Source organism: Ruegeria sp. CF5 (assembly GCF_056537325.1).
Map to the genome: position 1 here is coordinate 525585 of NZ_JBQFRI010000001.1, position 20667 is coordinate 546251.

General features: G+C 57.0%; 19 protein-coding genes and 1 pseudogene. All 20 read right to left on the bottom strand.

Translation table 11 applies throughout. The features are described from left to right. Positions 1–17: 17 nt before the first annotated feature. Positions 18–1070 carry a TAXI family TRAP transporter solute-binding subunit gene (locus tag ACR0NW_RS02445; protein ID WP_480449039.1) on the bottom strand — a complete coding sequence of 351 codons (1053 nt, stop codon included), beginning with the start codon at positions 1068–1070 and terminating at the stop codon, positions 18–20. Between the two features lie 31 nt (positions 1071–1101). Then, complete coding sequence (locus ACR0NW_RS02450; protein WP_480449037.1) at positions 1102–2175, bottom strand: hypothetical protein; 1074 nt, start codon at positions 2173–2175, stop codon at positions 1102–1104. A 212-nt stretch (positions 2176–2387) separates the two neighbouring features. Further along, a pseudogene (locus ACR0NW_RS02455) lies at positions 2388–2567 on the bottom strand (DDE-type integrase/transposase/recombinase); the annotation flags it as partial. Between the two features lie 51 nt (positions 2568–2618). Beyond that, a complete protein-coding gene (locus ACR0NW_RS02460) occupies positions 2619–3476 on the bottom strand; it encodes a fumarylacetoacetate hydrolase family protein (protein WP_480449036.1) in 858 nt (285 codons plus the stop codon). 19 nt (positions 3477–3495) lie between these two features. Further along, positions 3496–4236, bottom strand: coding sequence for an SDR family oxidoreductase (locus ACR0NW_RS02465; protein WP_480449601.1), 741 nt, complete (start codon positions 4234–4236; stop codon positions 3496–3498). A 30-nt stretch (positions 4237–4266) separates the two neighbouring features. Next, positions 4267–5022: an SDR family NAD(P)-dependent oxidoreductase gene (locus tag ACR0NW_RS02470; RefSeq protein ID WP_480449035.1), complete on the bottom strand. Its 756-nt coding sequence runs from the start codon at positions 5020–5022 to the stop codon at positions 4267–4269. A gap of 10 nt (positions 5023–5032) precedes the next feature. Next, positions 5033–6598 carry an isochorismatase family protein gene (locus tag ACR0NW_RS02475; protein WP_480449034.1) on the bottom strand — a complete coding sequence of 522 codons (1566 nt, stop codon included), beginning with the start codon at positions 6596–6598 and terminating at the stop codon, positions 5033–5035. Then, the gene (locus tag ACR0NW_RS02480; protein WP_480449033.1) at positions 6598–7725 is read right to left on the bottom strand and encodes a VWA domain-containing protein; all 1128 of its coding nucleotides are present in this window, start codon (positions 7723–7725) and stop codon (positions 6598–6600) included. Before ACR0NW_RS02480 ends, ACR0NW_RS02475 begins: the two co-directional genes overlap by 1 nt. After that, entirely contained in the window at positions 7722–8594 is an 873-nt protein-coding gene (locus tag ACR0NW_RS02485; RefSeq protein ID WP_480449032.1) for an AAA family ATPase, read from the bottom strand. Before ACR0NW_RS02485 ends, ACR0NW_RS02480 begins: the two co-directional genes overlap by 4 nt. Before the next feature lie 3 nt (positions 8595–8597). Continuing rightward, positions 8598–9608: a xanthine dehydrogenase family protein molybdopterin-binding subunit gene (locus ACR0NW_RS02490; RefSeq protein WP_480449031.1), complete on the bottom strand. Its 1011-nt coding sequence runs from the start codon at positions 9606–9608 to the stop codon at positions 8598–8600. Between the two features lies 1 nt (position 9609). Beyond that, a complete protein-coding gene (locus ACR0NW_RS02495; RefSeq protein ID WP_480449029.1) occupies positions 9610–11355 on the bottom strand; it encodes a xanthine dehydrogenase family protein molybdopterin-binding subunit in 1746 nt (581 codons plus the stop codon). Continuing rightward, positions 11352–11831 carry a (2Fe-2S)-binding protein gene (locus tag ACR0NW_RS02500; RefSeq protein ID WP_480449028.1) on the bottom strand — a complete coding sequence of 160 codons (480 nt, stop codon included), beginning with the start codon at positions 11829–11831 and terminating at the stop codon, positions 11352–11354. The genes ACR0NW_RS02495 and ACR0NW_RS02500 overlap by 4 nt, the downstream gene beginning before the upstream one ends. Positions 11832–11834: 3 nt before the next feature. Continuing rightward, positions 11835–12650 (bottom strand): FAD binding domain-containing protein, encoded by an 816-nt coding sequence (locus ACR0NW_RS02505; RefSeq protein WP_480449027.1) that lies wholly within the window; start codon positions 12648–12650, stop codon positions 11835–11837. Between the two features lies 1 nt (position 12651). Continuing rightward, entirely contained in the window at positions 12652–13086 is a 435-nt protein-coding gene (locus tag ACR0NW_RS02510; protein ID WP_480449026.1) for an SRPBCC family protein, read from the bottom strand. Continuing rightward, on the bottom strand, positions 13083–13526 hold the full coding sequence (locus tag ACR0NW_RS02515; RefSeq protein ID WP_480449025.1) for an SRPBCC family protein: 444 nt from the start codon (positions 13524–13526) through the stop codon (positions 13083–13085). The genes ACR0NW_RS02510 and ACR0NW_RS02515 overlap by 4 nt, the downstream gene beginning before the upstream one ends. 12 nt (positions 13527–13538) lie before the next feature. Next, on the bottom strand, positions 13539–15785 hold the full coding sequence (locus tag ACR0NW_RS02520) for a flotillin family protein (RefSeq protein ID WP_480449024.1): 2247 nt from the start codon (positions 15783–15785) through the stop codon (positions 13539–13541). A gap of 13 nt (positions 15786–15798) precedes the next feature. Beyond that, the gene (locus tag ACR0NW_RS02525; RefSeq protein WP_480449023.1) at positions 15799–16644 is read right to left on the bottom strand and encodes a phosphoenolpyruvate hydrolase family protein; all 846 of its coding nucleotides are present in this window, start codon (positions 16642–16644) and stop codon (positions 15799–15801) included. After that, positions 16631–18814 (bottom strand): Tm-1-like ATP-binding domain-containing protein, encoded by a 2184-nt coding sequence (locus tag ACR0NW_RS02530; RefSeq protein ID WP_480449022.1) that lies wholly within the window; start codon positions 18812–18814, stop codon positions 16631–16633. The genes ACR0NW_RS02525 and ACR0NW_RS02530 overlap by 14 nt, the downstream gene beginning before the upstream one ends. After that, complete coding sequence (locus ACR0NW_RS02535) at positions 18807–19586, bottom strand: ABC transporter ATP-binding protein (RefSeq protein ID WP_480449020.1); 780 nt, start codon at positions 19584–19586, stop codon at positions 18807–18809. Before ACR0NW_RS02535 ends, ACR0NW_RS02530 begins: the two co-directional genes overlap by 8 nt. Continuing rightward, positions 19579–20664: a branched-chain amino acid ABC transporter permease gene (locus ACR0NW_RS02540; RefSeq protein ID WP_480449018.1), complete on the bottom strand. Its 1086-nt coding sequence runs from the start codon at positions 20662–20664 to the stop codon at positions 19579–19581. The genes ACR0NW_RS02535 and ACR0NW_RS02540 overlap by 8 nt, the downstream gene beginning before the upstream one ends. Positions 20665–20667 lie beyond the last annotated feature (3 nt).

The following is a 20667-nucleotide window of genomic DNA, read 5'->3' on the forward strand; positions in this document are numbered from 1 at the left end:
CGGCAGCGTAGCAACTGTCAGCAGCCGATAGTCGCACAAATTCTGTCACGATAGACGGCGTTTGCCGGGCTATCGGTGTCTACCTGTCCCGACGACACCGGAACACAGTTCAGAACATAATCCGCAGCCAGCCCCTGATTGACACAGCCGCCGATTTCCCATCCGGGCGGGATATCGTTCAGATCAACTTGTTTCCACTTGGGATGACCTTTCTGCTGCAACGCCGAAAATTGTGTCAGGATCAGATTTGAGACATCCGCAACCGCGTCACAGCTGAGCCTGTGATACGCATTTCGGCGGGGTTCGTATTCATAGGTCATCAAAACTGCTTTCACAGCGACAACATCGATCGGTTCCGAAACGAATGAATACGTGCCCTCCGGAATTTGGGCCGGAGTGTAAACTGCCTGCAGAACCGGGTCCACGATCGGCAGCAGATGAAATGCGGCCGGATCCACGTCAGCTTCTGCAAACAGCCGTGTCGGCGCTCCGGCAACGTAGAAGAAGGCGTCGATGTCTCCGCTTTTCAGTCGCGCCATGGAATCGTCAGGCCCGATCGTCAGAGTTTCTGCAGGCCTGACACCGATCAGATCCAACAACAGTGAGGCCGTCAGAAAAGTACCGCTGTCGGCCACGCCCACTGCCACCCGCTTGCCGTTCAGATCGTCCGTGGATTTGATGTCCCTGGAGGCGAGGATGTGAACCTCTTCATTGTACAGCGGAAACGCGATGCGAACGCCGGCGATGGCCCGTGCGATGTTGGGATCATTGGCGGAATAGGTCTTGAGATATTCAAGAACATCGCTTTGTACAATTCCGAATTGCGTAGCCCTGCGTTTGCGTACGCCCAGAAAATTCTCAAGCGAACCCGCGCTTTCGTTGACGATCAAGGTCTGGCCGCAACCTGCCATCAAATTCGAAATGTCGCGACCGAACTGGATATACGTGCCTGTCGGACCACCAGTCAGAATGTTCTTTTCGAATTCCTGTGCAGCTGCGCGATTTGCACCCAGGCACAAAGCCCCTACCACCATCAGCGCCTGAAAAAAGTACTTGTTAATACTGGTCATCTGTTTCCCCGTCCCGATAATGCGGTTCATCTCAGCAACGGCCAAGATCGCGAATAAGAGATACAAGCGTTTGTCGGTTGATCGTTATAAATACGGCTTCCAGTGCATCATGCGTGCAAACTCCGTTCGCTAATAATCTCTGTAATTCGTTTCGCTCCTGCGGCGTGGCCTGTTCCAATCCCGGAGCAGCGGCGATAGCGCGTGTGATGCGTGCAGGTTGCAACGCGATCTTACGACGATCTGCGGCCCCCGGATCCGCATCCTCTGGCGCAGGCTCCGCAACAACTGGGGCTGTTGCTTCCTCCAACTCGGCCTTCAACAGGTCAAGAGCGGCCAAAGTCTCGTCCTTTTCGGTTCGGAACGCTTCCAATTGGGTTCTCAGCACTTCTGCACTGGCGGCAATTGCATCCCGTTCCGCCTGTGCGGCGCGAATTTCTGATTTTATGGCATCGTGTTCGGCAACCGCCTCATCTCGTGCCTTTTGTGCCCCTTGCATGAGTTTCTCGGCTGTTTGCCGTGCCTCATCGCTTTCGGCGATCTGGTTGTTCAGGTCTTCATGTGTTTTCTGCAACTGCGTAAGCCCGGCCTGCAGTGTATCCCGTTCCGTCTTGGCGGCCCTTGTCTGCTCCAAGACCAACTCACGGGCAGCGGTCAGATCGGCCAGTTCCGCAGTGGCGGCCTTGGTCTGATCCACAACCGCATCACGTGCACTGTTCAGATCGGCCTGCTTCGCCTCGGCAGCCTCATTTGATGCGGCCAGTTCTGACCGGGACTTGTCTATTTCTGCCAACAGATCATTAAGTTCCGCACGGGATTCTTCGGTCTTGGAAATAACCTCCGCTTCATCTCGACGAAGGATTTCGAGCTCTTTCAAAAGCTGGCTGTGCTCACCCTGAACTTTTTGAAGTTGCGTATAGGTGTCCTGCAGGCGCTTTTCGGCCTCCTGAACATCCGCCTCAAGCGTGGCGATGACCCTCCGGAAAGAGGCCGCCTTTCGGGACAGCAGTTCAACCGCATTTTCGTCTATTGATGGGTTGTCCGCAGGCTCGGACGTCTGGGCCTGCGCGTCCCGCGCAAAGCACGTTACGCACAATAATGCTGTCAAAACCGTAACTCGTAAAATCAGCAACATTACGCCAAACCTAGGAAATAGTGAGAAATTTTACCACATTCCGGCGAAAATCAAAAGAAATGTTATTTTGCAGACCTTTCAAAGGTGCTGTCAGACAAATTCGAACCAGTCTTGGTTTAGCAAATAGGGCTGACCTTTATGGCACGTAAAGCGCGCCACTTGGCGAGAGCGGCGGACCGTGTCAGCTAGAAAATGTCTCGACTTGTGATAGGTCGCTTCTGCTTGACGTGGTTGTAGACGGAGGAATGAACGGCGGCGAACATCTGCAAACTTCGCATGCGCCTGAAACGCTGCATCGCGCGTTCTCGTCGTCGAAGCGGGAGGTGCGAATTCTCAACGCGGTTGTTGAGCCACCTACCCGCCTTAAGCCAAGCTCTTCTGACAAGACCCCCTAACCTGTCTGTCTCACGCCGGTTTCATCTGGCGTCACAGTCGTAGTCGATGACGTCCTGTCGCTGAACGCCCAATCCATCAATCCCAAGTTCAATTTGGTCCCCGTGCCTGAGGTACACTTGGGGTTTCAAACCCATACCTACACCAGGGGGAGTGCCAGTTGAGATTATGTCGCCCGGATGCAAGGTCATGAACTGGCTCAGATGTGCCAGGCAATGGGCGACCCCATAGACCATGGTTCTTGTTGACCCGTTCTGGCGCATCACACTATTGACCTTGAGCCACATCCCGAGGTTCTGGGGATCACCCGCCTCATCCTTTGTCACAAGCCACGGACCAATTGGGCCAAAGTGGTCTGCCGACTTGCCCTTGCTCCATTGGCCAGCCCGTTCCAGTTGAAACGCGCGTTCCGAAACATCGTTGATGACGCAGTACCCCGCTACGTAATCAAGCGCGTCGGCTTCAGATACGTATTGCGCCCGCTTGCCAATCACGACGCCCAGCTCAACCTCCCAATCCGTCTTTGTTGATCCTCTCGGAATAATCACTGGGTCGTTTGGTCCGCAAATGGCCGAGGTAGCCTTCATGAACAAAACCGGCTCGGGAGGAACTTCCATACCCGACTCCGCGGCATGGTCCGAATAGTTCAATCCAATGCACATGAATTTGCCGGTTCCAGCAACGCAAGGGCCAAGACGCGGGTCACCATCGACAACGGGCAAAGTTGTCAAATCCAGTTTTCCAAGGTCAGCCAAAGACGATGGGTCAAGTACCTCGCCAGCGACATCATCAATAATACCTGAGAGATCACGGATGTTGCCGTCACCGTCCAAAGCACCGGGTTTCTCCTGCCCTTCCGGGCCATAACGCAAGAGTTTCATGCCTGTTCCTTTGTTCGCATCAGGTGGCCGTCCAACCACCGTCAATGAGATGTGTCGTGCCAGTGGTAAACCCTGAGCCGTCCGAGGCCAGGTAAACAACCAGTTCAGCAATTTCTTCGGCAGTGGCCAGACGCCCCATCGGCTGTCGCGCAATAAAAGCCGTACGCGCAGTATCGTAATCTCCCATGGCCCGCATACGACCTTCTAGTGAAGGGGATTGCACAGTGCCCGGACAGATCGCATTGCAGCGGATACCTTGCGAAATGAAATCGGCAGCAACTGACTTTGTCATGCCGATCACAGCGGCCTTGGTCGCCCCATAGGAAAACCGGTTGGGAGCCGCGATGATCGAGGAAACCGCAGACGACATGTTAATGATCGAGCCCCCGCCGCCATCGATCATTCCCGGCAAAAAGGCGCGCATCATTCGGAACATGGCCGTCACGTTCAGATCGACGGAAAATGCCCAGGCATCATCGTCGCAATCCAAGACGGTGTCATGCCCCACGAAACCGGCACAGTTGAACAGCACGTTCACAGGGCCGATTTCGTCTTTGGCCATCGTGATGGCCTGAGGGTCGCATACGTCGAGAAGCCGCGTTGTGATACCCGCATCTGCCAACTCAACCAGTGCTTCAGCATTTATATCTGTTGCGATAACCTCGCCACCCTCCGCTTGCATGGCCAGCGCCGAGGCGCGACCAATCCCTTGCCCAGCGGCGGTTACAAGGCATTTTTTTCCTGCCAATCGGCCCAAAATTCAATCTCCCTTGGTTTCCTGGAAATTCACTCAATAGGTGGCGCGACCACCCGACAGATCGAACACAGCCCCGGTGGTAAAACTGTTTTCTCGATCACAGAGCCAAGCGATCATGTCTCCGGCTTCTTCTACCTTTAGGAAGCGATTGCGAGGGATCTTTGACAGCATGTAGTTGATGTGCTCTTCGCTCATCTGATCGAAAATCCGCGTGCGTGCCGCAGCAGGTGTGACGCAGTTAATCGAGATGTCTTGCAAAGCGTTCTCCTTGCCTGCGCTCTTAGCAATTGCCATGACCGCCGCCTTTGAAGCCGAATAGGCTGAAGCGTTGGGATTGCCTTCTTTCCCGGCGACCGAAGCGATGAGAGCGATACGCCCATAGTTCCGCGCCTTCATGCCTGGCAGAAGTGCTCGAAGCACGTGAAAGCTCCCGTCAACGTTGATGGCCTGGATCTGCTTCCAGTCTTCCAAGGGATAAGTGTCGATCTCGACATTTGGCCCGGCAATTCCAGCGCTGTTTACCGCCATGTCTACGGGGCCCAGCTGTTCTTCGGTGGTCGCCAGTGCTTCAGAGACCTTCTCCCATTGCGAGATGTCCACGCGAACCGCCAGGGACTTGATCCCATGTTCCTCCTCAAGAGCCTTGGCTGAGGTGATGGCAAGGTCCAGATCTGTGTCCCAAAGTGCAACTGCAGCGCCTTGAGAGGCGAGCTTTCTTGCACATGCAAAACCGATACCTTGCGCACCCCCAGTGACGATGGCGATCTGTCCTGATTTCTGCCCTGTCATTTCAATTCTCCTAAATTCCTGTGACACCAAGCTTGCGCAGTACCGATTGCGTATCTGTCACCTGGGCAACGTTCTGCGTTGCGTATTCCATAGACGCGCGGTGCCACTCCGCATTCATCGTTGAACAGGCATCTTCCGGGCTGATGACGATGTACCCTTTGTCGGCCCCCGTTCGGGCGGTGTGCTCAACCGACATATTGGTCCATGCGCCGGTATTGATGAGGGTCGTGACACCACGTGCGCGCAATATCGTTTCCAACCGACTGGTATCCCAAGGCGACATGCGTGATTTCTCGACGATGAAGTCTCCGGCTTCCGGCTCAAGGCCCTGAACCGGCGCTGCGCCCCACGAACCTCGCAACAGTGCGTTCTCGTCAAGCACCCCCCGAAACAACGGCGCGTTCATTGTCAGGCCGGGACAACCGGGATCGACAACAAACCAGACATGAATGACCGGAATACCCCTTGAGCGGCACGCACTTGCAAGCGAAGCGATGTTGACGATTGTATTCTGTTCCGCGCAATGCGCAGGCGCCCCGCTTTCGGCAAAAGCCCCACCTTCGATCACGACATCGTTCTGCATGTCTTGAATGATCAATGCTGCTTTGCCCGGATCGAATTCCAGAGTTGCCGTTTTGGTAATTGCGGGCGTCACCTGCGAACTCGCATTGCGCATGAATGGTTCGACATGCGGGCCGACCTTCACCGGAATTTCATAAACTGAAGACGTGGCACAGACGTAAAGGGTTCGCCAATCGTTACCGCCCCAATGGAAGTTGGCCGTGTTCTCCGGCACCTTTACTTTGCCCAACAGAAAGCCAGAGGGCGCATAGATCCAGATGCCACCCGGCGCTGTGACCCATATGTTGCCCTTGGCATCACACTTCATGCCGTCGGGCACACCTTCAAGTTCCGCATCGGATATCCCCGAAGCCAGTACGCGTTCGTTGGTCAGGGAACCGTCTGCAGCCACATCGTAGACACGGATGTTTGTCTGCACAGTATCATTGACGTAGAGCTTGCTTTCATCAGGGCTAAAGCACAGCCCGTTGGGCTGATCGTACGAATAGCGATTGACCATCAGTTGTGGGGCTCCGCCACCAGGGGGGATGCGGTACACACCCTGAAATCCCAACTCTACTTCACGCTCGACGCCGAAACCCGGCATGCGACCATAGGTAGGATCGGTGAACCAGATCGCGCCATCTGACTGCACGACGATGTCGTTAGGGCTGTTCAACTCTTTGCCCTCGAAATGCGAAGCCAACACTTCACGCTGGCCTTTTGGCGAGAACCGCGCAACAGACGATGTCGCGTGTTCACAGACCAAAAGGTTCAGGTCGGCATCATAGGTCATGCCGTTGCCCTTGTTTGAAGGCCGCATGATTTCACTCACACCGGTCGCAGGGTCATAGCCACGGCGCACATCCCCGGGCATGTCGGAAAAGAAAAGGAACTGCTCAATCGGATGCCAAATCGGCCCCTCCGTGAACTCGTACCCGGTCCCGATGGCTTTCGCGGGTGCGTTAACGTCGATCAACTCGGTAAACGAGCTGTCCAGCGCTTCATGTGTCATCAGGTATGCCTCCGGTGAAATGAATTGGATTTGTCCTGAGCAGCCCAGCCCAGCAGCTGCTCGCAGATAGCTTCGGTAGATGCGCCACCACCAAGTCCATCAAGGTCATCGCGAATGCGTATCAGGGCTTCGGTCTGAGGAACGAAATCTGAATCTTCTCCCAAAGGAGTCAGCCAAAGATGCTGCCAGCAAAGGCGGGACAATCTGCGAACCGCCAATTCCAGAGCTGTAGAATCGTCGCGTTCCAACCCGTCAGACAGCGTTACGACCAAGGCCCCACGTGCCATGCCAGCATAGCGCGGCACTGCAAGAAAAGCGTTCATAGTATCGCCCAGTCGAGTACCGCCATCCCAATCTGGAATGAGGGCACTGGCCCGGGCAAGCGCCTGTTCTCGATTGCGCAGCGCTAAAGCCCGAGTGACACGAGTCGTTTGCGTGCCCAGCGTAAAGACCTCGACCCTGGCATTCAGCGACTTCAGCGAGTGTGCTAAGCGAAAGTAGGCATCGGTCTGGTCCTTCATTGAACCGGAAACGTCGATCAACAAGAGCACGGGGCGAATGGTCCGGATACGCGACCGTCCCGGTAACGTCAGAAGCTCTCCATCGTGGCGCACCGCCCTGCGCATGGCGCGACGCATGTCCAGAACCTCTATCTTGCGCGACTTTCGCCGGCGTCGGCTCATCCGTTGGGGAAGCATCCTGGACGCGCGGGATCGAAACCAGTTCAGAACCTGTTCTTCGCCACCCATCAATTGCCGCTGGCTGGCCATTTCCAAACGGGTTGCCTGCTGGCCAGCCTCATTAACTTCTTCCGGTGATAAGAGATCTTCTTCCCCCCCACGATCTTCGTTGATGTCCGTTTCATCCGCATCATCCGCCTGAGCGAGCTCTGGCAATACCCGTCCAAGAAAATGCGCATCGAACAAATCCTGAAACAAATCTCTGCGTTCTGGTGGTGGGCCAAACACCGCATAGGCGGCGTTTTGAATATCCCTCATCGACCTCGGCCCAAGAACTTCTACAGACTGTAGTAGAGCGATCCCCTGGTCCGGCGTAGCCAGAAATCCGTTGGCCCGAAGCAGCTGAGCAAACCCAAGAAGATGTGCGGAGGCGGCAGGGAGAGTCATCCGATCATTTCCGCCATACGAGGTTCAAGAAAACTGAGATCGTCCTGATCCTTGAGCGCAACGCCGATCGAGTGGCGAAATGCCTCGGGCCAACCGTGCCCCAAGGCGTTCAGAACGGTCGCAGCCTCGGCCCATTCGATCGTCTCGGCAATTCCGGGGGGCTTGGCCAGCGGCTCTTGCCGCAGGCGGTTCACGGCAGCCACGATGGCCCGCGCGGTATCTCGTGCCACGCTTCCGGCCCGCGCCATGACGATATCGGCCTCTAGTTCGGGTTCCGGGAAATCAATCCAATGATAGACACACCGACGGCGCAGCGCCTCGTGAAGATCTCGGGTTCGGTTTGATGTCAGAACAATGATTGGACGGTGCAGTGCTGAAACCGTTCCGGTTTCGGGGATCGAAATCTGAAAGTCCGAAAGATACTCTAACAAAAAGGCTTCGAACTCATGGTCTGAACGGTCGATCTCGTCCACCAGAAGCAAGCTGTGCCGCCCATTTCTAAGAGCCTTGAGCATGGGTCGTTCAATTAGGAAATGATCCGCGTAGATGTCAGGTTCTTCGCCTTCTCCGGCTTGACGGATCGCCAACATCTGACGCGCATAGTTCCATTCGTACATGGCACTGGCGGCATCGATCCCCTCAAAACACTGAAGGCGGATCATCTCGCGCATCAGCGCCGAAGCGAGTGCCTTGGCAGCTTCGGTTTTGCCCACGCCAGGAGCACCCTCTAGCAATAAGGGCTTGCCGAGCGCCAGCGCGAGGTAGGCCGAAGTCGCCAGACCATCACCCGCCAGATATTGCGCTGCAGACAGCGCCGCCTTTAAAGCTTCTGGGCTATCAATCCCGTCTATCGTGCGCTGCACAGTCACGAATTACGCCCCCTGCCGCCGCTTTTCATGAATGGCCCGCAGGATTTTCTCAGGCGTAATGGGCAACTCGTCCATCTCGACCCCCACCGCGTCGAAGATCGCATTGGCGACCGCAGGCAGAACCGGGTTGGCACACATCTCGCCGGTGCCTTTCCCGCCGTATGGGCCATCAGGTGCTGGACGTTCGAGAATGGAAATGTCGTGTTGTGCCAGATCCCCGGGACCCGGCATCGGATAGCTAGAAAAGCTATAGGGCCGATGCTCGCGCGATGGATAATAGGGTTCGGTGGTTTCATAGAGGGCATGGCTCAACCCCATCCATGCCCCGCCAATCAACTGCTGCTCCACCAACTTTGGATTCAACGCCCTGCCGACTTCATAGGCCGAATTGATCCGGACATTGGACACTTCTCCTGTTTCGTCATCGACCTCGAGATCGACGATCATGGCAGTGTGGGCAAAGCAAGAAACCGTGCTCATCTCGCCGGTATCCGGGTCAACATCGGACATGGGGATCAGGAAAATCCCGCGTCCCGAAACTGATTGGCCATACTTGAACTGTGCGGCATTACAGGCATCCTGTGTCGAGATCGAATTCCCCGGGGCGCCTTTCACGTGGATGTTACCCTGACCATCCGTCACAAGGTCGGCGGCATTGACCTCCAACTCTTCTGCAGCGGCCTCCAGCATGATGGCGCGAGCCTCTTTGGCCGCAGCGATGACCGCGTTGCCCACCCGATGTGTACCGCGTGACGCGAAACTCCCCATGCAATGGGGACCGGTGTCACTATCGGCGGTATCGACATACACATCTTCAACCGGCACACCCAAAGTCTCGGCCGCCACTTGGCGAGACACCGATTTCATCCCCTGCCCCAGATCGATGGATGACAAAGCAACGGTGAACTTGCCTTCTGGATTTGAATGAACCAGCGCCTGGCTTGGATCGCCGCCAAGGTTCATGCCGATAGGATAGTTCATGGCGCAGGTGCCGCGCCCTTTGTGAATAGCCATCTCAACGTCTCCGGTTGCCGATTTTGGAATAGCGGGAGTACCGAGGACTTGGCGCTCTGTCCGGTTTTTCCGTCGGGATTGACGATGCTTCAACCGCAGGTGCAGCTGGTGGCGGAGGTTTCGGCGCTGAGTGGCCAAGGGCGCTGGCCCCATAACCGCGCATTGCGGGGCTCGCCGCAACTTGTTTCTGGGCTGGCGCAGGCGTGGGCACAGGCGGTGCTTCCGGTGCACTTGGCTTGCCGGAGACCGGCACATCAACGCCGACCTGAGGGATCAGGCCCGGCGCATGGTCTGCCACTGCAATCCGCCGGGTTCCGGCCGGCAGCTTTGAGCCATTCTGCAACCGTGTTTCGGGGATCAGCGCCCGCTCGCCTCCACCACCCTGCATCGAACTCATTTGCCTGTGTTCTGGCGACAAGGGATAATTGGCCCGCTCAGCGGCGGCGTGAATGCTCTCGATCAACGCGCAATTCCCGGCCAACCGTCGATGCGCCTTCATGTCCCCGTCGCGATAGGCATTGATCAGGCGGAACTCGAGCGGATCCATAGCGACAGCCCTGGCACATTTGTCCATATGCCGTTCAATCGCAAAATCCGCGCCGGTCACACCGAACCCCCGCATCGCGGTCGCCGGAGTGCGGTTGGTGTAAACACAGTAGAGATCGGAATGCACATTCGGGATCGTGTAAGGCCCTGGCAAGTGCCCGGTACATTTCACGACGCCATAAGAGGTCAAGCGAGTGTAGGCCCCGGAATCAAAGTATCCGGTGAACTGTCGTCCAATGATCCGACCGTCAGCGGCAAGCCCGTCCTTGATGTACCAAACCTCGGCGCTGCGTGGTGCGCTGACCTGCATTTCCTCGGCACGGTCCAGAACGTATCGCACAGGTCGCCCCGTCAACATGGCCCCGAGAATGGCCAAGGGTTCGCATAAGCCATCGACTTTGCCACCGAAACCGCCCCCCACGGTTCCGCCAATAAAGTGCAGCCTGCTGGACGAAACATCCAGCAGCTTGGCCGCCGTTCCGAGGGTGAAAAACAAGCCTTGCGTCGAGGTGTAGCAGGCCCAACGATCGTTGGTCTCTGGCAGGGCGATGGCGCCGTTTGGTTCGATAGGTGCCTGCTCGATAGGCGCCATCTGATATCGGCCTTCAACGATGTGATCCGCACGCGCAAACGCGGTTTCCACATCGCCGAAGCGCAGCTTTTGCTTGTCTGCCCCGCCGTAGAACTCGAACTTGTTGTCCGGATAGGTGACGTTGACCGATGGCGCGCCTGGCTTGACCGCCTCTTCGACATCCAGCACATGCGGCAGCTCTTCGTAGTCTACTCGCACCGCGTTTACAGCGTCATGAGCCTGCGCCTCGGTCTCGGCTATGATGGCGAGAACGGGCTCTCCCATGTATGCGACCTTGTCCACGGCCAGAACCGGCTCGTCATCCTTGCCGAAATCCAACAGGCTAAGCAGGGTATTGAGGTTCACAGGAACATCCGAACCCCGCATGATCCGGACGACACCGGGCATGGTTTCTGCGCGACTGCTATCGATGTTGCGAATGCGAGCGTGGTGGTGGGGGCTGCGAACACATCTGATGTGCAGCATTCCGTCAAAACGGTGATCATCAAAGAACGGCGACCGTCCGGTGACATGACCAAGGATATCCTGCCGGCGTGTTGGCTTGCCGACTTCGTTCAGATCATCGTCGCGCTCATCCGCAAAAAGGTCCTTTCGAAACTCTACACTCATGCGCGTGCCCCCCGCTCTTGCGCAGCAACTAACTGGATTGCATCGATAATCGGTTCGTATCCGGTGCAACGGCACAGGTTGTCCGAGATCGCTTCGATGATGTCGTCCCGATCCGGGTTCGGGTTGCGGCGTAAGAGCGACCTCGCGGCTACGATCATGCCCGGCGTGCAGTAACCGCACTGCGCGGCAAAGCCATCCATGAAGGCGGTTTGCAACGGGTCCAGCTGTTCTCCGGATAGCCCGGCCAGGGTTTCGACTTCGCGCCCCTGAACATTCTGAGCCAAGGTCACACAGGACAGGACAGTCTCGCCGTCCACGCTGACCATGCAGGCCCCACAACCGCCCTGACCACAGCCGAATTTCGGTGTCAGGTCGCCTATCTTGCCTCGCAAGACGCCGAGCAGGTTATCAGCCTCATCGGCAAACACAGCTACATCCGAGCCATTCAACCGGAATTGAAGTGGAAGTTGAGCCATGCCTTATCCCCCTCCCATCTGAGTGAGTGCGCGGCGCAAATGAACTTGCACCATCTGTTCCCGATACCAGCCACTTGCGATCGCATCGGTACGTGCCTCGATCCCTCGAAGTGAGTCCGAGACAACGCGTTCGATTGTGGAATCGTCGAGCCGCGAGTTGCTTAGTGCGCGCGCTGCGCCTGTCGAAAGACAAGGCCGGTCCGCCACGCCACCAAGCGCGACGCGTGCTTCGCGGACACGTCCGGCCGAGTGGTCCAGATGAACTGCCAGTGTCACAATGGCTGGTCCGCGCGGGTTCATGCGGGACATCTTGTGAAACATCACCTGCCCTTGTGGGCGGCGAATGTGTATCGAGCAGACAAGCGGTGGCGTCGTGCCAGGCCTGTCAAACAACGCCTCAATTGCCACCGGGCGGGATCCGGATTGACCACCCAAAGTTACCTCTGCGCCGAGTGACAAAAGAAGAACGCCCAGATCGCCGTATGGGGCGCGTGCAAACAGGTTGCCGCCCACAGTTGCCATGTTTCGAATGGCTGGACCGCCTACACACCGGGCTGCCGCGTGTAAGAACTCCAATTCAGGTCTCGCGAGAATTTCGGCCATGGTGACGCCAGCCCCGATGGAGATGCTGGCACCACTTGACGAGATTTCCGTCAGAGCCGGATCACCCACCCGCACGAGCTTGCGAACCTTGGGATCCCCTGCATTGACCCTCTGCATGAGGATCGTACCGCCTCCGAGCATCCACGCGGTCTTGTCCGATGACAGGAGACGTGCGGCGCTTTCGGTCGTTGAAAGACTACTCACTTGAACTGTCATTTTACTCCACCTCGTCCCGAATGGCCTGAAAGCCGGCCAGTTGAATGTCGTTTCCAACAAGTTCTGCCAACTGGGCGCCCTGCCCCTTTGGAGCTGTGAACTGCGCCTTCCACTCCCAGAAGCACCTGTCACCGTCCGTCACTGGTACCAGTCGAACATGGGCGACATAGTTCAGCAGCGGGATCGGGGTGTCTTGGAGGCAATAGGAAAAAGCTGTTTCGACATCGCTCAGGCTGAGAAGCCTTTCCCGCAAGAAAGACCCGTCCCCCAGATGGAAGGCACGCACACATCCAACCTTGTCTGGCGGCGCTCCCCGCTCGATCTCGCTGTCAGCCACAGCGGGATGCCAACGGTCATGGCCGTTGAAGTCGCGCAAGAGATCCCACACCCGATCGATGGGCGCACGCAGCACAGTACTGTTGGCAACCCGGATCATGACCCCTGTCCGAAATGCCGTTTGAGAGCATCAAAGCCGACCTGGAAAACGTCGTTGCCAATCCCGTCGACAAGATCCTGTTCATCTTCTTCCGCACAGTCGAACTCGGCCGACCACTCGGCGAAGGTGCGATTGCCGTCGGTAATGGGCGTAAGACGCAAAGTTGCGACATAGCCGGTCAATGGCATGGGAGATTCAAGTATCGTATAGGTCGTCGTCATGTCGTAATCAGACAAACCCACCAGTTGCTCCGTGATCCTGTCTCCGTTTTGCAGGCGAAAGTCGCGTATGCACCCTACCTGGTCCGGATGAAGACCGTCTTGGATACGGCTGTCCCGGACGACGGGATGCCACCGAGGCAGCCCGTTGAAATCGCGTATCTTTTCCCACACATCACCCGCTGAGGCGGGGATAATACTGCTGACAAAAACACTGGCCATAGTTGCGGTTCCTTACGATTTCTTGTCCGACGAGTCCGAAGACTTAGGCGCCTCGGGAGCTGAAGATTTCGACAAGGTGTTGAGGTCGCGCGCCTCGCGGATCAGCCCGCCCATCTTGGCCAAGCTGCCGCCTTCGATGCCGATCTCGGACAACAAACTGTCGATCATCGGAGCCTGGACCCGATAGCGAAGCGCAGAGTCGATCACCTCGTCGGTGGTGTTTTTGGCTCCACCGCCTGTGCCGCCTTCTCCCATGCCGCCAAGGTGCATGATCTTGATGTCGTTGATCTTCTCCATCGGTTTGACCGAAGCAGAGACGATACCCTCGACATGCTCCAGCATCTTGCGGCGGAAGATCGACTGGCGTGCCTCGTCCGTCAGGATGTTCTCGGCTTCATTGATCAGGCGTTGAGCCTCGGCATTCACGGCAGCCGTGATCTTATCGCTTTCTGCGATGATCTTGCGGGCCTTGGCGTCCTTCTCAGCCAAGGTCAGCTCGACCTTGCTCCGACGATCAGCCTCTTCAGTTGCACGGGTGGTCCGGACGGCCTCTTCGGCTTCTGCCACTTTGGCGCGGGCCTCTTCCGATGCAATCTGGGCAGCAGCCTCTTCCAGCGACTTTTTATAAACCGCGATAGCCTTGTCCAGTTCGGCCGTTTCCACACTCTGGTCACGTTCGATTTCTTGTGAAAGCCGGTCACGCTCTTGCAGGATACGCGCCTCGTCAAGCACTCGCTCGCTGGCGATGCGGGCACGCTCGACTTCTTCACGGGCGGAAATCTCTGCCTCTCGCAACAAGCGCTGGCGGTCGACTTCAAGCTGTTCCAATGTCTTGCGACGTTCGAGCTTGGCCGCTTCAACAGCCTGGTCACGATTGACATCAAGAACTTCGCGCGAGCGATCGGCCTCAATTCGCTCCTTCTCCTGCGCCAAGTCTGTATCGACTTGCAGCTTCTCAAGCTCTCGACGCGTGTTCAGTTCCGCGACCTGCACCTTTTCGTCGCTTTCAATCCGGGCTTCACGCGTCACGCGCTCGGCCTCGATCCGCTGCTCCTCCAAGGCCTTCTGCTGAGCAATCCGAGCTGCTTCAACAGCTTCTGCTGCTGCAATCTCAGCTTCTTCGTCGGCGCGGTTCTTGGCAATCTCGGCGGCACGAGTTTTGCGTTCTGAGCTGATCCTTTCGTCGGCGATCTGAGCGTCTCTTGCGATCTCCGCTCCCGCAACTTTGCTTTCCTGTTGTATCCGCTCCAGATCCACGGCCTCGCGGGTCGCGATTTCCGCTTCTTCCACTTCCTTGCGCTGTTTCAGTTCCAGTTTGCGAACTTCCAGCTCCGAGAGAATGCGGGTCTCGGAAATCGACTTTTCCTTCGCAATGCGATTGCGCTCGATGGCCTCATTCGACGCAATTTCAGCGGCCTGACTTTCTGCAATCTTCTCGGCCTTTTCGCGCGCAATTTGGGCCTGTTGGTCTGCGCGATGAGTTTCGATATCGCGTTCCTGTTTCAGGCGCGCCAATTCCGCCTCAAGCTCAATCTCCAGCGCCCGCTTTTCGCTTTCAAGATTGCGATTGCGAATCAGGATTGCCGTTTCCTGCTCGATATCGTTTCGTGTCTTTCGACGTGTCTCGATCTCATCAATCAGCTTTGTCAAACCCTCGGCATCGAACCGGTTGGACGGGTTGAAGTATTCAAGCCCTGTCTGGTCAATGTCGGTGATAGCAACGGATTCCAACTCGAGACCATTTTCCGCCAGCGCGAGATGCGCACTTTCCTTGACGCGGGACACATAGGTAGAGCGTTGTTCATGGATCTCTTCCAGATCCATGGATGCCGCAACTTCGCGCAGCGCCGATACGAACTTGCCCGACAACAGGCCGTGCAACTGTTCCTGGTTCATCGTCCGCTGACCCAAAGTCGTTGCGGCAATCGAGACAGCAGCGTCGGTCTTTTGCACTCTTACGTAAAAGTCCGCCATCACATCGACCCGCATGCGGTCCTTTGTAATCAAAGCGTTCTCACCACCGCGCTGCACTTCCAATTGCAACGTGTTCATGTTCACTGGCGTAACGTTGTGAATGATCGGCCAGACGAAGGCACCGGCGTCGATAACGACTTTCTCACCCAAAAAGCCGGTCCGAACAAAAGCGGTCTCTTTTGTGGTCCGTCGATACAGCCAATTCAAAACCCAATAGATTATGGCGACAGCGATTACGGCCACGATGAGCCAGGATACAAGCTGTCCAATCAATTGCCCTGTCATGTCCTTTACTCCCTCAGTCTTGCGCTACCGCCATGGCGATATTCTTGAATTCCTGTGTGGTCTTTGTCAGAGCGACTTCGGATGGAAGCCTTTCCATCGAACTCGCTCCGTAGAACCCGTGACAATGTTCCGTGTGTTGAAGCACGTATTCCGCATCAGTCGGCATCGAGATCGGTCCGCCATGGCAGAGCACGATGGCGTCTGGGTTGACCTCAAGGGCGGCGGCAGCCCAGTCGTCAATCAGCCTCGGAGCGTCCTCGATTCTGGACGCTGTTCCTGCTCCGATAGCGCCACCGGTTGTCAGCCCGAGATGGCAAACGATGATGTCCGCGCCGGCCTCGGCCATTGCCCGAGCATCGTCGGCGGAGAACACGTATGGCGTGGTCAGCAATCCACGTTCAGCGGCCATTCGGATCACGTCGACTTCCTTGGAATAGGACATGCCGGTTTCTTCGAGATTTACGCGAAACTGTCCGTCAATAAGGCCAACTGTCGGAAAGTTCTGAACGCCTGACAGGCCAAGCCTCTCAATTTCATCAAGCAAAAGCGCCATGTCGCGGAACGGATCGGTGCCGCAAACTCCTGCCAAGACGGGCGTATGCGTCACCGCGCGCAGCACCTCTTTTGCCATCTCCAGCATGATTGCATTGGCATCCCCATAAGGCATCATCCCAGCAAGAGACCCCTGCCCCGCCATGCGAAATCGGCCAGAGTTGTAGATCACGATCAGGTCGATCCCACCGCGCTCTTCGCATTTCGCCGACAAACCGGTCCCTGCACCGCCACCGATGATTGGTGTTTTGCTGTCCCGCATGGAACGGAACTTTTCCATGAGTTTCGAACTCTCAAACCGTGGCATGGGCAAGTCTCCTTTCTTGGCGGTCCGGCTTTGCAATCGTCGCGAGTTGCCGGGTTACCTCTTTGGCGAAGGCCGGCGAATTGATGTGATGTGGCACCCGCACCAATTGCCGTTCCGAAGTTTCGTGAACCACCTCTTCCAGTGCCTGGAACAAGGCATCGTTTGCTGCGGGGTCGTGGAAGGGCTGCCCAGGGGCATCGAGAGCGGACAGGCCTCCTTCCGGCAGAAAGAAGCGAACCGGGCCCTGCATTTGGTTCAGCTTGTTGCCGATCCATAGCCCCATTTCCCGACATTCTTCTGCCGTGCTGCGCATCAAAGTGACCTGCGGATTGTGCTGGTAGAACACCCGGTCGCTGAAGCGTTCCGGTATGGTTTCCGGCGCACCGAAATTCACGGTATCAAGCGCGCCACAGGCACCTAGGTAGGGAATGCGCCGATGTGTCAGTACATCCAGCCGACTTTCGTCAGCCGCCAACACGCCTCCGGCGATCATGTCCGCAATCTCGGTCGTCGTGATATCCAGAACTGTTCCGATAATGCCCTGCTCGGCCAGCGCTTCCATGCTGCGTCCACCCGAGCCGGTGGCGTGGAATACGAGGCACTCGTACTGCGCCTCAAGCGTTTCGGTCAGATGGGTGACGCAGGGCGTGGTTATCCCGAACATTGTCAACCCAAGCACCGGTTTGTCACTGAACCCGGCGTTCTCAGCCTCTCGCTCGCGGTCGCGAACCATTCCGCCCAGCGCATTGGCGCCGTTAGCGAGCACCTGCCGCGTAATCCTGTTCAAACCCTGGATATCCGCCACCGCGTTGATCATGGTGATATCTGAGCCGGCCACATAAGGGGCAACATCCCCAGATGCGACGGTTGAGATCATGACTTTTGGCACGCCCACCGGCAGCTCTCTCATGGCAGGGGTTGCCAGCGCGGTACCTCCGCTGCCTCCCGCCGAGATAATGCCTGCAATGTCATTGCGCCTTGAAACCCAGTTGCGGAAGGCTTCGGACATCGCCGCAACACTTTGACCGCGATCCGTCCCCATGCCTCTGCCGCGTCGTCCCGAAGCCGCGATTTCATGGGCTGGAAAGTCAGCCGCAGAAAAGCCCTCACGCGTGGACAAGTCGACCGTGCGCACGTTCAAACCCTGCTTACGTAGGATGTCGCGGATAAAGGTGAGTTCGCGGGCCTTGGTGTCCATTGTGCCGGCCACCAGAACAAGTCCGCCACGCGACGGAAGAGCATGCGGTCGGATCAGGGAAGCGTCCGGTGTCTGCGGTATCGGCTCTGCAGTCACAGGCCGCGATTTGCGCATGATCTCCGACACGCTTGCCGGGCGCGACCAGCGCGTTGGCACACTTGGGTTCGACATATAGACGAACCGGCTCGAACGAGGTGCCGCAGCCCCTTCTTCCACATCAGAAGAAAGCGCTTCTTCGTCGTCATCGTGGGCGTGGCGCCCTACCCCCAGCAAGCTCTGCTGAAGGTCAATATCCGTTGAAAGCCGAGTGGCATCGATCAACCGGTTGATCCGGCCGTTGAGCATGATCGCCACGGTATCCGATACCGAGGTCGCAACCCCGATGTTCTGCTCGATGACCAGGATATCCATCTCGCCCTGCGCGGCCAGAGAGATCAGCATTTCGGTCACCTGATCGACGATAACCGGAGCCAGTCCTTCGGTCGGCTCATCCATAATCAACAGGCTGGGGTTGGAAAGCAAAGCGCGGGCAATCGCCAGCATCTGCTGCTCTCCGCCCGAGAGCTGTCCACCACCATTTTGCTTGCGCTCGGCCAAACGAGGAAACACGTCATAAATACGCTCAGGTGTCCAGGAACCCTTGCCACTTCCCAGCATCTTGAGGTGTTCGTCCACTGTCAGCGAAGGCCACAGCCGACGCCCCTGAGGAACATAGGCGATGCCCATGCGCGCGATGGAGCCGGGATCGCGGCCCAGCAACGGCGTGCCTCCAAAATTGATGGAGCCTGACCGGGCCGGAATGAGCCCCATAATTGTCTTGCACAACGTGGTCTTACCCATCCCGTTGCGCCCGACCACGGACAAAACCCCACCAGGCAACGTCAGATCAACGCCCTGCAACGCGTGGGACGCACCGTAAAAGACGTTGAGACCACGAACATCCAGCGCCGGGGCAGAGTTCCGATCAGTCATGGCCCCCTCCCAAGTAAAGCGCTTGCACCTCAGGATCGTTTTCGATTTCGTCTGGCGCGCCGTCCTTAAAGATCTTCCCGTTGTGCATCATCGTCACACGGTCAGCGACGCGCAGAGCAACATCCATGTCATGCTCGATAATCACGTAGCCCATATGTGCGGGGAGCCGCCCGAGAATGGACACCAGATCTTTGCGTTCCGACGGGGACAGTCCGGCCGCCGGTTCGTCCAAAAGCACCAGTCGCGGCGCTCCAGCCAGAGCAAGCGCAATCTCAAGCTGGCGTTGCTGGCCATAAGACAAGTCAGAAACGGTCGCCTCGCGAACGTCATCCAGATGGACAATGTCGATCAGGTTCTCTGCGGCGTGCATAAGTGCGTCATCGCCATTGGCCCGACGCATTGAGAACCGACCGCGCGAGACCCCACGACAGGCGAGATAAACGTTGTCACGTACGGACAAACCATCGAACAACAGTGAAATCTGATAAGTCCGGCGCAAGCCCCGACGAATGCGCTCATGGGCTGGAAAAGCCGTCACGTCTTCACCAAAGAACATCACGCTACCACTCGTTGGGGGGAAATCGCCCGTGATACAGTTGAAGAGTGTGGTTTTCCCGGCTCCATTCGAACCCAGCACAGCGCGGCGTTCTCCTGGCCGAATGGACATGGTGATGTCCGTCAAAGCACTAAGAGCTCCGAACTTTTTCGTCACACCGCGCAACTCCAACGCGTATTCGGTTCCGATGTCTTGTTTAAGGCTTTGCTCAGACATCGACCTTGCCTTCCGTCGCGCCCAATTCTTTCCGCTGAAGGCGGAGCTTTGGAGCAAACTTGTTCCACAGTCCGCAAACACCGTCGGGAGACCAATAGACGATGATGAGGAAACCCAACCCAACCAGCAGTTTGAAGCGTTCGCCGCTCAGGTTTACGGCGACCAGAAAGTCCAAAGCATAGGTGCGCAACACAACGTAGATCAAAGCGCCGATAAATGGGCCGATGGGAGTGTTGATGCCCCCGATTACGGCAATGACCAGAATGTCGATAACAGGGCCGATCGCAGCGGTTCCGGGGGAAATCTGCCCGTTCGACCAAGTCAGAAGGATGCCTCCAACGGCAGCCAGAACACCGGAGAAAGCATAAGCCGCAATCCTGTGTGCATTGACCGAATATCCAAGGGCAGCCATCCGGCGAGGGTTATCCCGAACCCCTTGCAGAGCCAGTCCAAAAGGCGTGCGCGACACATAGACAACGGCACAATATCCGGCGGCAGCCCAGAAAAGCGAGAGGTAGTAGAACGCAGTTGGTGAACGCCAGTCGATCCCAAAAAGATGCGGTGGAAGTACGCCGTTGAAGCCGGTGAACCCATTGAAAATGGTGTAGTTCTGGCGTGTGAAGTAGAAGAACGCTGACGCGATCGCCAGCGTGATCATGATGGTATAAATACCCTCGGTTCGCACCGCCAGTGCCCCAGTCAGAACGCAAAACAAGGTGGCAATCAGGATTGCGGCGATGACCGAAAGGTACCAGGGCCAGCCCATGCTGATTTCGGCCACCCCGCTGGTTCCAAAGATCGCCACACAATAACCCGCCACCGCCGCAACAGTCATCTGCACCAAGCTGACCATGCCGCCGTATCCGGCAAGAAACATCAGGCTCAGTGAGATCAGACCCAGCACAAAGGACCAGCCGAACACCTGATACTGGATAAAGTCTCCGGTGAATGTGGGGACCAGCAACAAAAGTATGGCGACAGCCCAGACCCGCGCAGGCACGGCACTAAGCCTGCGACCCAGCTCACTTTTGCGGGCGTTCGTGGTCTCATTTGCAGCGATCGTTTCAGATTGGGCCATGGC